Here is a 12,404-nt window from a genome sequence, read left to right as displayed (position 1 = left end):
AACTTCTTTCGAATATACTGTCTAATTATCTAGATCAGTCATTTGCAATACGCCCACATATCACCCCAAAGCCTACAGGAAAGGGATGCCGGCATTCTTGCAGACCCATTTTTATGCCTAGAGGCATGCAACAAATACCACAATAAGGAAGATTCATGAAATCGTTCGAAAAAATTGAAAACATCCGCGATATCCGTAAAAAACTCGGCCTGAACCAAATGGACTTCTGGAGCCGCATTGGCGTGACTCAATCCGGTGGTTCCCGTTACGAATCCGGCCGCAATATGCCTAAACCTGTACGCGAATTGCTGCGTTTGGTACACATCGAGCGCGTAGATTTGGCTAAAGTTAACCGTGACGACTTGGCCGTTGCTTCCCTGCTGAAAAACCGCGACCCTGAGTTGTATGCTTCTCTGAAAAAAGAAGCCAAAGCCGACAACAAAGGCAAATAATCAAGCTATTCAAAAGGCCGTCTGAAACTCTTTTCAGACGGCCTTTTTACTTTCTACACCCTAAGGGCATGTCTGCATACATGCCCTTTTCTATTTACGGCTGATACTGTTTGAAATAGTCCAACACGGTTTGCGGCAGCCATTGCAGATTCAGACGGCCTTGATCGCGGCTGACAAAGCCGACATGACCGCCGTATGCCGGTTGCAGCAGCGTAACGGCCGAGGACACGTCCCGCCCGGTCGGCAGGGCTTCCGGCGGCAGGAAAGGGTCATTGACGGCATTGAGCAGCAACAGCGGCGTATCCACGCCTTTCAGGAACGGTTTGCAGGAATTGCGGCGGTAGTAATCATGGCGGTCGGCAAAACCGTGTAGCGGCGCGGTAAAGCGGTCGTCAAAGTCGCCAAGCGTTTTGCAGTTTTGCTGGCTTAAGGCCGTCTGAAACCGGGGAATCGCTCGGGCTTTCGGCAACAGCGAATTTAAAAAATAGCGCGTGTAAATCAAGCGTGTCATACCCTGATCGAAACGCGTACCGGCCGCCACGGCATCGACCGGCGCGGAAACGACGGCAGAAGCACGCGGAACGGCATTGCTGCCCTGCTCGCCCAAATATTTGGCCAGGGCATTGCCACCCAAAGAGACGCCGACGGCGTAGATGGTTGAGTAGCGTTGTGCCAGTGTGTTGAGCATAAAGGCGATTTCGGGCGTATCGCCGAGGTGGTAGAACACGGGCGCGGTGTTTTCTATGCCGCCGCAACTGCGGAAATGGGCAACCACGCCGTTCCAACCGCGCTGCTGTACGGCTTTCATCAGCTCGACCGCGTAATGGCTCTCGCTGCTGCCTTCCAATCCGTGGAACAAAACCACCAACGGTGCATCAGGGTCGGCGCTGTCGACAAAATCGTAGGCAACTTGGGTTGTACCGGTACTGTCGGGCAGAAGCTCGCGGCGGTAGTCGGGCGCCTTGCCTTGCAGCAGTTTGGCAAACAGAGTGTCGGCATGGCCGTTTCTGAGCCAATAAGGCGTATTGGGTGAACGTGTATTCATGATTCGTTTCTTCTATTTTTCAGACGGCCTGAAGATGAGCATATACACCAGCAAGGCAGTCAACGTGCCATTGGTCCAGCCTGCCCAAACGTCGGTGGGATAATGCACGCCCAAATAAATGCGTGAAAACCCGGTCAACAGGGCAAAGGAAATACCGCCTATCCAAGCGGCGCGGCGGTAGCGCGTGCAGCGGCAAAGCAATATCAGCATGACGGCAATAGCGGCGGAAAACGTACTGTGGCCGCTGGGAAAGGAAAAATTGCTCTCTTCAATCAGGCGCGGCCAAAGCAGCGGACGTTCGCGGGCAAACCAAACCTTCACAATCAGCATGTTCAAAGTCGGCACCAATGCCGCCAACACGCAAAACAGTGCTTCGCGCTTCTTATCGGCGAAATACAGGGCGGCGGCGACTGCGCCGATCAGCAGCACGGCAATCGCGGTTTTGCCCAGATAGTGCAACACAGTGGCAATCGGGTCAAACCATGTACCCGCATGGGCATGGACGGCGTGCATCAGCGGCGGTTCAAAAGCAAAGCCGCCATATTGTGCCAGCCAAATGCCGATGATAAGGGTTGGCGGTAAAAACAGCAAAGAGGCAAAAGTCAGTGCGCGTCTGGATTGGGCTGGGGATAAGTGCATTATTCCACCGTTTCTTTCAAAGTCGCGCCAATCGCCTGCAAACCCTGCAACGCATCTTCCCACGCCACATCCAGCAAGCGGCAGGCCTCGCCTTCCGCCTTGATACCGAACTCAATATGCGGCGGAGTGTAACAGCCGTCTGAATCGGTACGGCCCACGGTGGGCAGGCTGTACGAACGGACACCGGCGTAGGTACGCTCAAGATGTTCCATAATCGGCGTAATGCGCGATTCGGGTTGGTCGAACACATACACGCTGCGGCTGCCGCGTTCGGTTTGGTTGAAGCGGTCGGCGTAATAAGTTTCCAATACCCATTCGGCCATCGGGTGCGCCATCACGGGGAAACCGGGGAAGAAATAATGCTCGCGGATGGAAAATCCGGCGATGTTGTTAAACGGATTGGGCACCAATTCCGCGCCTTCGGGAAAATCCGCCATTTTCAGGCGTTGGGCGTGTTCCGGCGAATCAAGCGGCTCGCCGCGTTTCAGGGTTACGCCTTCGATAAACTTGGCAGCTTCAGGATGACGGACGACAGGTAAATCCAAAGCAGCCGCTGCGGCTTGGCGGGTGTGGTCGTCAGGCGTAGAGCCGATGCCGCCGGTAACGAAAGTCGGCAGGCCGTCTGAAAAACTGCGGCGCAGTTGTTTGACCAGCAAATCAGGTTCGTCAGGCAGATATTGCACCTGATTGAGCTTCAGCCCGCGCGACTCCAATAAAGATTTAAAAAAGGCGAAATGCTTGTCTTGACGGCTGCCGTGCAGGATTTCGTCGCCAATGATGATGAGGTTAAAAGCGTTCATGATGAGGTTTCTTTAATACGGCCCTCCGAACATTCAGACGGCCTAATTGCTGACAATGTATTCCATTTATAAGATAATGGTTTCAACTTTTCAAGTCTGGAGAAATTCCCATGAGCCAAAACCATACCATTTTACAAAATCTCCCCATCGGTCAAAAAGTCGGCATCGCCTTCTCCGGCGGCCTCGATACCTCTGCCGCGCTGTTGTGGATGAAACTCAAAGGCGCGCTGCCCTACGCCTACACCGCCAACCTCGGCCAACCTGACGAAGACGATTACAACGCCATTCCTAAAAAAGCGATGGAATACGGTGCAGAAAACGCCCGCCTGATCGACTGCCGCGCGCAGTTGGCACACGAAGGCATTGCCGCCATCCAATGCGGCGCGTTCCACGTTTCCACCGGCGGCATCGCCTACTTCAACACCACGCCTCTGGGCCGTGCCGTGACCGGCACCATGCTCGTTTCCGCCATGAAAGAAGACGATGTGAATATCTGGGGCGACGGCAGCACCTACAAAGGCAACGACATCGAGCGTTTCTACCGCTACGGCCTCTTGACCAATCCGGCGTTGAAAATCTACAAACCTTGGCTCGACCAGCAATTTATCGACGAACTCGGCGGCCGTCACGAAATGAGCGAATTTCTGATTGCCAACGGCTTCAACTACAAAATGTCGGTTGAAAAAGCCTACTCTACCGACTCCAATATGCTGGGTGCCACCCACGAAGCGAAAGACTTGGAATTCCTCAACAGCGGCATCAAAATCGTTAAGCCCATCATGGGCGTTGCCTTCTGGGACGAAAGTGTCGAAGTCAAACCCGAAGAAGTCAGCGTACGCTTTGAAGAGGGCGTGCCGGTTGCACTGAACGGCAAAGAATACGCCGACCCTGTCGAACTCTTCCTCGAAGCCAACCGCATCGGCGGCCGTCACGGCTTGGGCATGAGCGACCAAATCGAAAACCGCATCATCGAAGCCAAATCACGCGGCATCTACGAAGCCCCGGGCATGGCGTTGTTCCACATCGCCTACGAACGTTTGGTTACCGGTATCCACAACGAAGACACCATCGAACAATACCGCATCAACGGCCTGCGCCTCGGCCGTCTGCTCTATCAAGGCCGCTGGTTTGACAGCCAAGCCCTGATGTTACGCGAAACCGCCCAACGCTGGGTCGCCAAAGCCATCACCGGCGAAGTAACGCTGGAGCTGCGCCGCGGCAACGACTACTCGATTCTGAACACCGAATCGCCCAACCTGACCTACCAACCCGAACGCCTGAGCATGGAAAAAGTCGAAGACGCCGCGTTCACACCGCTCGACCGCATCGGCCAACTGACCATGCGCAATCTCGACATCACCGATACCCGCGCCAAACTGGGCATCTACTCGCAAAGCGGTTTGTTGGCATTGGGCGAAGGCTCCGTACTACCGCAGTTGAATAATAAGGAGTAGAATCAGGGGGCTTTAAAGCCCCCTTTTTTAAAGGAATAAAATGAAAGAATATAAAGCCGTCATTTATCAAGAGAACCTTATGTCCAGTTTGGTTTTCGGCAGCGCCAAAATCAATCCGGTCAAATTCAGCGATTTCCTCAATAGCCATGCTTCGCAAGGCTGGAAGGTCGTTACCATGGAAAAAGACCAGCGCCGCATGCTACTGTTTTTCGTGCGTGAAGCCTACGTCGTCATTTTGGAAAAAGAACGTGTTTAAACTCGGCGTCTATGCCTGTCTCGGATTGTTCGTCAGCTGGGTGTTGCTCTTGATTTTGCAACTTTGGTTTTCCTTCGTCGATGCCGATTTGTTTCTCAAAATCACCCTGACCATGGCAGGTCTTTTCATTATCATTCTGGCCAGCTTACTGGTCATCGGCCAGTATTTTTCCGAAAAGAAAATGAAAGACGACGGATTTATCAACTGATACTACTTCGGGAAGCGCCATGTATGCTTTATCCGAAACCTTGACGCAAAATCCTTGTTTAATAGACAAGGCCGTCTGAAATGTAAGTTTCAGACGGCCTGATTACCCTTCCCAAATTTATCAAATACCATGAAATTCTTTTCTCACTTTTATCTTGAAAATCATATGTATTTCCACGACTACTTGAAATATATCCTGATTTTCGCCGCCCTCGTCATCCTCCTGCTCACCGTATCGCAATACCTGCGCCACCGCATGGACACCAAATACCGCGACCTGAGCATTATTGCGCTGTTGCTGCTCATCCTCATCTGCGGCACGCAATATCTTTCATACAGCGAGCGTCAAAACTTTGCCGCCGATACTTCGCGCATGGTGGGTTTTCTCAATGCCTTGATTGAAAACCAAAAAGTTGAAAAACAAGACATCATCGTCAACAGCACGCGCCTGTTCAACGGCATGATTATCGGCATCAAAAACCAATACTACGAAGTCCATTTCAATCAAGACTTCTCCGCCTACACGCTGACACCCATCAATTTGGTCAACAACAATATCGAACTCATCGATAAAGAATAACAGGATACACACACATGGAAGCATACTCCCTGCTCGCCCTCAAACTACTGATGGGTATTTTAGGTTTGATTTTGCAAATCAACCTCTTAGGTAAAGGCAACCTCGCGCCGACCTCCGCCATGGACCAAGTGCAAAACTATGTACTCGGCGGCATCATCGGCGGCGTGATTTACAGCGACAGCGTCGGCCTGTTGCAATTTTTCCTCGTGCTGATTTTGTGGACGCTGTTGGTCTTGAGCCTGAAATTCATCAAAAACCACAACCGCTGGGTCAAATCCATCATTGACGGCAAATCCGTCTGGGTTATCGTCAACGGCAAAATCCAAACCGATGAATGCATGAAAAACGGCATCAGCGCACACGACCTCATGTTCAAACTCCGCGCCGCCGGCATCTACGAAATCTCTGCCGTCAAACGTGCCGTGATGGAACAAAACGGCCAGCTCGCCGTCATTAAGTACGGCGACGAAAGCCTGCGCTATCCACTGATTACAGACGGCCAAGTTGACCCCGACATCCTCGAAATCATTAAGCGTGATGAAGAATGGCTGCAACAGGAACTCGACCGCCTCCACCTTGAAGCCTCGCAAGTCTATATCGGCGAATACATAGACGGAAAATTGGTGGCACACCGTTATCCTTCTTGATTTGAAAATAGCAGGCCGTCTGAAACCTTGATTTCAGACGGCCTTTTTGTATCCGGTTCAAACACTGATTTTTTAATCGCGATATTCAAACGTTGTGCCCAAAAATTGAGCCAGCGCAGAGACGTGGGAATGTCGGGGATCTTTGACGGCGGTCAGCAACAGGATATTGCCGTGTTGCCGCTCCAAATCCAGCAGCCGCTTGATGGCGGCCTGCTTGGCATCGCCTTGCAGCTCTTCATGATAACGGCTGACAAAACTGTCAAAATTCTCAGCCGGATTTTCGTGATACCAGCGGCGCAGGTTTGCACTGGGCGTAATGTCTTTCAGCCAGAGCGCCGTAGCGAAAACTTCTTTATGGACGCCGCGCGGATAGAGGCGGTCGATAAAGACGGCGGTTTGTTTAGAATCGGGTTGATAGGCGTAAATGCGCTGTACAGTAAACATTTTTTCTCGTCTCCAATGGATTCAGGCCGTCTGAAAATTCAGACGGCCTGATGTTTTTTAGGTTTAGAACAGTTTTTTGATTTCGGCTTCAATATCTTCGGCTCGCATAAAGGTTTCGCCGATCAGGAAAGTATGCACGCCGTGGCCGCGCATGAAATCGACGTCTTCTTTGTTGCGGATGCCGCTTTCGGTTACAACGGTTTTGCCGTTTAATTCGGGCAAGAGGTCGAGGGTTTGTTGCAGGGTCACTTCAAACGTACGCAGGTTGCGGTTGTTGACGCCCCACAACGGCGTGGTCATGTTGCGGCATTTTTCCAGCTCGGACGCATCGTGCAACTCCAACAATACAGTCATGCCCAATTCGTGGGCAACGGCTTCAAAACGCTCAAGCTGCTCGGCTTCCAAGGCAGCGGCAATCAGAAGAACCGCATCCGCACCCCACGCGCGCGCCTGATAGATTTGGTATTCGTCGATGATGAAATCTTTACGCAAGACCGGCAGCGCCGCAGCCGCACGCGCCTGTTTCAAATATTCGGGCGAGCCTTGGAAATAAGGTTCGTCCGTCAACACGGACAAACAGGCCGCGCCGGCTTTTTCATAGGCAGCGGCGATTTCGGCAGGATGAAAATCAGGACGGATCAGGCCTTTGCTCGGGCTGGCTTTTTTGACTTCGGCAATAATGGCAGGCAGATTCTGCGCGTGTTTTTCACGGATCGAGCCGATAAAGCTGCGAACCGGCGCAGCAGCCTGCGCTTGGGTTTTGATGTCTTCCAAGGAAACGGCGGCTTTTTGGGCGGCTACTTCTTCTGCTTTGGTGGCAAGGATTTTGTTGAGAATATCGGTCATGGCGTTTTTCTATTGGGGCTGATTTTCGGGTTTGAATCGTGCAACATGCTGTCACAGATTAGATTTCAGACGGCCTGAATGCCGCTATTTTAATGGTTTGAAAAAAGGCGGGCAAGAATGCCCGCCTTTGTGTCTGCTTCAATTTAGTGATGAATGCCCAAAACGGTCGCGTTGTGACTGATGATTTCGTCCGCCAAAGTCGGATTGTCGTTCAGCTTGATACCGTAGCCGGGCACCAATTCTTTCAGACGGCCTGACCATGCCTCGATACGGCCCGGGAAGCATTGGTTGATCAGCTTAATCATCAAAGGCACGGCGGTTGAGGCACCTGGGGACGCGCCCAGCAATGCGGCCAGCGAGCCGTCGGCATGAGCGACGATTTCGGTACCGAATTGGAGTACGCCGCCTTTTTTCGGGTCTTTTTTGATGATTTGTACGCGTTGACCGGCGGTAATCAGTTCCCAAGTGTCAGGATTGGCTTCCGGATAATACTCTAAGAGCGAATTAAAGCGTTCTTCTTTGGTTTTACGCAATTCGCCCAAGAGATATTTGGTCAGCGGCATATTAGCCCAACCGGCGCGGAGCATAGGATAGAGGTTGTCCATTTGGATGGACATCGGCAGATCCATGAGCGAGCCTTGTTTGAGGAAGTTGGGGCGGAAGCCTGCGTATGGGCCGAACATCAGATGACGCTCGCCGTTCACGTTGCGGGTATCCAAGTGCGGAACGGACATAGGCGGCGCGCCAACGGAAGCTTGACCGTACACTTTGGCATTGTGTTGGGCAACGGTTTCAGGGTTGCTGTTGCGGAAGAACAGGCCGGAAACAGGGAAGCCGCCGTAGCCTTTGCCTTCCGGAATACCGGATTTTTGCAGCAGGGTCAGTGCGCCGCCGCCTGCGCCGAGGAACACGAAACGGCTGCGGAGGGTCAAATGGTCTTCATGGTTTTCAGTGTTGCAGGTTTTGAGTACCCACGCGCCGTCAGATTCGCGTTTGATGTCTTCAACATGGCGGTTGAATTCCATTTTCACGCCTTTTTCGCGCAGATATTGCACCATTTGGCGGGTCAGATTGCCGAAATCAACGTCCGTACCTTCGGCGGAGTAGTTGGCGGCAATGGGTTGGCTTTCATCACGACCGTTGACAACCAGCGGCGCCCATTCGGCGATTTTGGCGCGGTCGGTAGAAAACTCCATTTTTTCAAAGAGTTTTTGGGTTTTGAACACGTCGAAACGTTTTTGCAGATAACTGCAATGGTCGGCGTTCATCACCAGCGACATATGGGGGACGGAATTGATGAAAGAACGGTCGGTCAGTTTGCCTTCTTCGACCAAAGTCGCCCAAAATTGGCGGCTGATATGGAATTGTTCGGCAATATTGAGGGCGCGGGTCGGATCGATCGTGCCGTCAGCAGTCAGAGGCGCATAGTTCAATTCACACAGCGCAGAGTGTCCCGTACCGGCATTGTTCCATGCATTTGATGATTCCAACGCTACATCTTCCAAGCGTTCGATCAGGGTGATTTCCCAAGATGGTTCGAGTTCTTTGAGCAATACGCCCAAAGTGGCGCTCATAATGCCGCCGCCTACTAATACGACATCGGTTGCTTCAGCCATGGTTTTACTCCTACTAAAGTCAGGCATGGTTTGCCTTGTGGTTATCTATCATTATAAACAACTGATTTCAGAGGAATTGTTTTGTGTTTTTGTTGTATGTGAAACTTTTGTTGCCTGCTGAGTTTCCGAGCGTAAATGGCGGAAGGCAGTTTCGGTTTGGGTTCCAGATTTCAGGTCTTTATAATATGTTATTGAGAATTTAGTAGATTTTACGGAGAAATGCAAAGATTTTCTGTTCGGTTCATATAAAAATAAGAGATTAGGCCGTCTGAAAACGTTTTCTTAACCTTTATCCGCCAACGTTTGCCAAGAAAAAAGAATTTTTCATTTCTTTTTTAATTGACCGTTTTTGTCAGCAATTTCAGCGCTAACAAACGTGAATCAACCGCCAATCTGCTATCATTTCGACTTATCCCACAACAAGGCAAACCGCCATGTATCTGACACAAGAAAAGCCCTACCGCCCCCTATTGGTCGCACTGATGTTCCTCACCCTGCCGCTGGCGATGATATTGCACAATATCGTGCAAATCGCCTTTTCAGACGGCCAAGGCCTGCTGATAACGGTCAAAGACGGCGCGTGGGCATGGCAAAGCGGTTGGCAGGATTCCGTCGCATGGTTTGTCTGCGGCATGTTTGCCTTCCTCAACCTGCCGATTGCCGGCGGACTGACCAAGCTGGCGTATAAAAAAATGATGCGCCGGCATTCGCGTTACGCCATCTTCCTTGCCGGTGTCGCAGCGTGTGCCTCGGCGGCGGCAGGTTTGATTTTTGAAGCCATCTTAGGCAATGCCGCATTGGCCGGTATGCGCGGGCAAGGCGTGTTCTACTACACCCTCTCCGTATGGATCATCGCCATGCTGACCCTGCCCAAACAGCTCACGCGCGCACCGGAGCAGCCCATCGTCTTTCACAAGATGAAACGTTGATTCAACAGGCACAAACATTTTCAGACGGCATGCTTTCCGTTACCATTACATCCAACGCGTTTTAACCAATAAGGAATAACAAATGAATCAGGCGCAACAGCTCCGCGACGGCATACAGGCACTGGGTTTGGACATCGACGAAGCCAAACAGGCCAAACTGCTAGACTATGCCGCCCTGCTGCAAAAGTGGAACAAAACCTACAACCTGACCGCCCTGCGCGACCCCGCCCAAACCGTCAGCCACCACCTGCTCGACAGCCTGACCCTCCTGCCCTATATCGAACACGCCCAAACCATGCTCGACGTCGGCTCCGGCGGCGGACAGCCCGGCATACCCACCGCCATCTGCCGCCCCGACCTCGACATCACCCTCCTCGATGCCAACACCAAAAAAACCGCCTTTCTGCAACAAGCCGTCATCGAACTCGGCCTTAAAAACGTCCGCGTCATCAGCGGCCGCGTAGAAGCCGCCGCCGACTGCCGCGCCGACGTCATCACCAGCCGCGCCTTTGCCGAACTCGCCGACTTCGTCAACTGGACCGAACACCTCCTCAAAGACGGCGGCTACTGGGCGGCCATGAAAGGCGTATATCCGCAAGAAGAAATCGACAAACTGCCCGAAAGCGTCGCCGTCGAAAAAGTCGAAGCATTGCACGTCCCCCAACTCAATGCCGAACGCCATATCGTCATCATCCTCAAAAAGGCCGTCTGAAAACAACCCAAGCATACCGAATAACGGTACAATCCAGCCATCCACACTTAACACGACAGCAAAGCACATGAGCGCACAAATCCTCGCCGTCGCCAACCAAAAAGGCGGAGTCGGCAAAACCACCACCACCGTCAACCTAGCCGCCTCCCTAGCCTCCAAAGGCCGCCGCGTCCTCGTCGTCGACCTCGACCCCCAAGGCAACGCCACCACAGGCAGCGGCATCAACAAAGCCACCATCGAAAACGGCGTATATCAAGTTGTCCTCGGCGAAACCGACATTCCCAACGCCGTCGTCCGCAGCAAAGAAGGCGGCTACGACGTATTGGGCGCCAACCGCACACTGGCCGGCGCAGAAGTCGAACTCGTCCAAGAAATCGCACGCGAAATCCGCCTCAAAAACGCCCTGCAGCTCGTTGCCGACGACTACGACTACGTCCTCATCGACTGCCCCCCGTCCCTGACCCTGCTCACCCTCAACGGCCTGGTCGCCGCCAACGGCGTCATCGTCCCTATGCTTTGCGAATACTACGCCCTCGAAGGCATCTCCGACCTCGTGGCCACCGTCCGCAAAATCCGCCAAGCCATCAACCCCGACCTCGACGTAACCGGCATCGTCCGCACCATGTACGACAGCCGCAGCCGCCTCGTCGTCGAAGTCAGCGAACAGCTCAAACAACACTTCGGTAACCTACTCTTCGACACCGTCATCCCCCGCAACATCCGCCTCGCTGAAGCCCCCAGCCACGGCCTCCCCGCCCTCGCCTACGACGCCCACGCCAAAGGCACCCAAGCTTATCTCGACTTGGCCGATGAACTGATTGCACGGGTGGAAAAATAAACAGAAATATGAATATAAAAAGGCCGTCTGAAAGGTAGAAAGTACTTTCAGACGGCCTTTGGTTTGATTGGAAAGAATATTTTTTCAAAAGACCGCGTGCGTGCGTACCGCACACACCCTACGCATAAATTTCAAATTCTTTATGATTCATAGGTAGGGGTATAGAAAGGTACGGATGTAGTTGGACAAGCTACTGATTAATTTCTTTATAGATATGGTTGTACGTTTTCACATTTCCTGATATATTGCGTAAATATTACGTATAAAATTAGGAAATTAATAATGGTGGAATTCGCATTGTCAGAACCTTTCCCATTTGAAATAGGAGAAATAGTTGAGCAACAAGATAGTGATATTGCTTTGAGTAAAATCAGCAAGTATTTATCTCAGGAAGTACTTAAAGAGATTGTACTTACTGCGCATAATAATATTCAGGACAAAGCAGCATTATCTGATAGAAACACATTGGGAAATTACCGACAGGGAGAAATTACACTTGCGTTAAGGGTATATTTAAGTGAATATGGCTGGACGCTTGAACCTTGGTCTGGAGGTGCATTTCTATGTCTCTCGCCATGTCGAACTAAAAGTATTATTGTAGCTACTGCTACTTCAGATGTTGGTAGGCATAATGGGATGCCAATGACAACCTCAAGCAAAGGTAGGAAATTTGAGGAGGCTATTCGTAACTCAAAATTAGATTTACCTGATACTGTTCAGTTTTGGGTTCTGTTGTTTCACTGGGAATATAATAAAGTGCAACTTGAATTATCTTTACCTAGTGGTTTTGTTAGTCATCAAATAACTGGATACAAACAGCGAATTATATTAGCTGATGTTGATTTGACTAAAATTGATGAGATTGAACGTAAGCAGCCTGTTGAAGAATATGAACCTTTGGTTGAAAGAAAACAAAAAGCAGGGTAATTTGAATGATAT

The 12,404-nt window shown here is 51.5% G+C and carries 16 protein-coding genes; 10 read left to right on the top strand and 6 right to left on the bottom strand.

Going from position 1 to position 12,404, the window contains the following annotated elements:
* The first annotated feature begins 155 nt into the window (after positions 1–155).
* On the top strand, positions 156–452 hold the full coding sequence (locus ACTHTS_RS08930) for a helix-turn-helix domain-containing protein (RefSeq protein ID WP_003680641.1): 297 nt from the start codon (positions 156–158) through the stop codon (positions 450–452).
* Between the two features lie 94 nt (positions 453–546).
* On the opposite strand, the gene ACTHTS_RS08925 is transcribed toward ACTHTS_RS08930, so the two are convergent.
* Genes ACTHTS_RS08925 through ACTHTS_RS08915 form a run of 3 tightly spaced genes read right to left on the bottom strand, consistent with a single transcriptional unit; the run spans position 547 to position 2,936 of the window.
* A complete protein-coding gene (locus ACTHTS_RS08925; protein ID WP_440369816.1) occupies positions 547–1,497 on the bottom strand; it encodes a YheT family hydrolase in 951 nt (316 codons plus the stop codon).
* Positions 1,498–1,509: 12 nt separating this feature from the next.
* Entirely contained in the window at positions 1,510–2,136 is a 627-nt protein-coding gene (locus ACTHTS_RS08920) for a phosphatase PAP2 family protein (protein WP_440369815.1), read from the bottom strand.
* Positions 2,136–2,936, bottom strand: coding sequence for a competence/damage-inducible protein A (locus ACTHTS_RS08915; protein WP_440369814.1), 801 nt, complete (start codon positions 2,934–2,936; stop codon positions 2,136–2,138). The genes ACTHTS_RS08920 and ACTHTS_RS08915 overlap by 1 nt, the downstream gene beginning before the upstream one ends.
* Positions 2,937–3,046: 110 nt before the next feature.
* Between ACTHTS_RS08915 and argG the strand changes: the two genes are divergently transcribed.
* The 5 genes from argG to ACTHTS_RS08890 all read left to right on the top strand — a co-directional run bounded on the left by argG (position 3,047) and on the right by ACTHTS_RS08890 (position 6,080).
* A complete protein-coding gene (gene argG, locus ACTHTS_RS08910) occupies positions 3,047–4,390 on the top strand; it encodes an argininosuccinate synthase (RefSeq protein WP_070645264.1) in 1,344 nt (447 codons plus the stop codon).
* Positions 4,391–4,430: 40 nt separating this feature from the next.
* Entirely contained in the window at positions 4,431–4,646 is a 216-nt protein-coding gene (locus tag ACTHTS_RS08905; RefSeq protein WP_107858195.1) for a DUF4177 domain-containing protein, read from the top strand.
* Complete coding sequence (locus ACTHTS_RS08900) at positions 4,639–4,854, top strand: hypothetical protein (RefSeq protein WP_107858194.1); 216 nt, start codon at positions 4,639–4,641, stop codon at positions 4,852–4,854. Before ACTHTS_RS08905 ends, ACTHTS_RS08900 begins: the two co-directional genes overlap by 8 nt.
* Before the next feature lie 129 nt (positions 4,855–4,983).
* Positions 4,984–5,433 carry a DUF3290 domain-containing protein gene (locus ACTHTS_RS08895; RefSeq protein ID WP_107724199.1) on the top strand — a complete coding sequence of 150 codons (450 nt, stop codon included), beginning with the start codon at positions 4,984–4,986 and terminating at the stop codon, positions 5,431–5,433.
* A 14-nt stretch (positions 5,434–5,447) separates the two neighbouring features.
* Complete coding sequence (locus ACTHTS_RS08890; protein ID WP_049336846.1) at positions 5,448–6,080, top strand: DUF421 domain-containing protein; 633 nt, start codon at positions 5,448–5,450, stop codon at positions 6,078–6,080.
* 72 nt (positions 6,081–6,152) lie between these two features.
* Here ACTHTS_RS08890 and ACTHTS_RS08885 read toward each other — a convergent pair whose 3' ends face one another.
* From ACTHTS_RS08885 to ACTHTS_RS08875, 3 genes are all read right to left on the bottom strand, one after another.
* Positions 6,153–6,524, bottom strand: coding sequence for a DUF488 domain-containing protein (locus ACTHTS_RS08885; RefSeq protein WP_440369813.1), 372 nt, complete (start codon positions 6,522–6,524; stop codon positions 6,153–6,155).
* A gap of 63 nt (positions 6,525–6,587) precedes the next feature.
* Positions 6,588–7,370 (bottom strand): indole-3-glycerol phosphate synthase TrpC, encoded by a 783-nt coding sequence (trpC, locus tag ACTHTS_RS08880; RefSeq protein WP_440369812.1) that lies wholly within the window; start codon positions 7,368–7,370, stop codon positions 6,588–6,590.
* Between the two features lie 143 nt (positions 7,371–7,513).
* Entirely contained in the window at positions 7,514–8,986 is a 1,473-nt protein-coding gene (locus tag ACTHTS_RS08875) for a malate:quinone oxidoreductase (protein WP_440369811.1), read from the bottom strand.
* 434 nt (positions 8,987–9,420) lie between these two features.
* Here ACTHTS_RS08875 and ACTHTS_RS08870 point away from each other — a divergent pair, with 434 nt between their 5' ends.
* From ACTHTS_RS08870 to ACTHTS_RS08855, 4 genes are all read left to right on the top strand, one after another.
* A complete protein-coding gene (locus ACTHTS_RS08870; protein WP_070712209.1) occupies positions 9,421–9,915 on the top strand; it encodes a hypothetical protein in 495 nt (164 codons plus the stop codon).
* 82 nt (positions 9,916–9,997) lie between these two features.
* Positions 9,998–10,627 carry a 16S rRNA (guanine(527)-N(7))-methyltransferase RsmG gene (gene rsmG, locus ACTHTS_RS08865; RefSeq protein ID WP_440369810.1) on the top strand — a complete coding sequence of 210 codons (630 nt, stop codon included), beginning with the start codon at positions 9,998–10,000 and terminating at the stop codon, positions 10,625–10,627.
* 67 nt (positions 10,628–10,694) lie between these two features.
* The gene (locus tag ACTHTS_RS08860; RefSeq protein WP_070624676.1) at positions 10,695–11,465 is read left to right on the top strand and encodes a ParA family protein; all 771 of its coding nucleotides are present in this window, start codon (positions 10,695–10,697) and stop codon (positions 11,463–11,465) included.
* 282 nt (positions 11,466–11,747) lie between these two features.
* Positions 11,748–12,392, top strand: a complete 645-nt coding sequence (locus ACTHTS_RS08855) for a hypothetical protein (RefSeq protein WP_049359311.1) — start codon at positions 11,748–11,750, stop codon at positions 12,390–12,392.
* The last annotated feature ends 12 nt before the right edge of the window (positions 12,393–12,404 follow it).

This window comes from Neisseria sp. P0019.S003, from assembly GCF_051957115.1.
Classification (GTDB): domain Bacteria; phylum Pseudomonadota; class Gammaproteobacteria; order Burkholderiales; family Neisseriaceae; genus Neisseria; species Neisseria flavescens_D.
The sequence above is the reverse complement of the archived record's forward strand: the minus strand, read 5'-3'. Positions and strand labels throughout refer to the sequence as shown.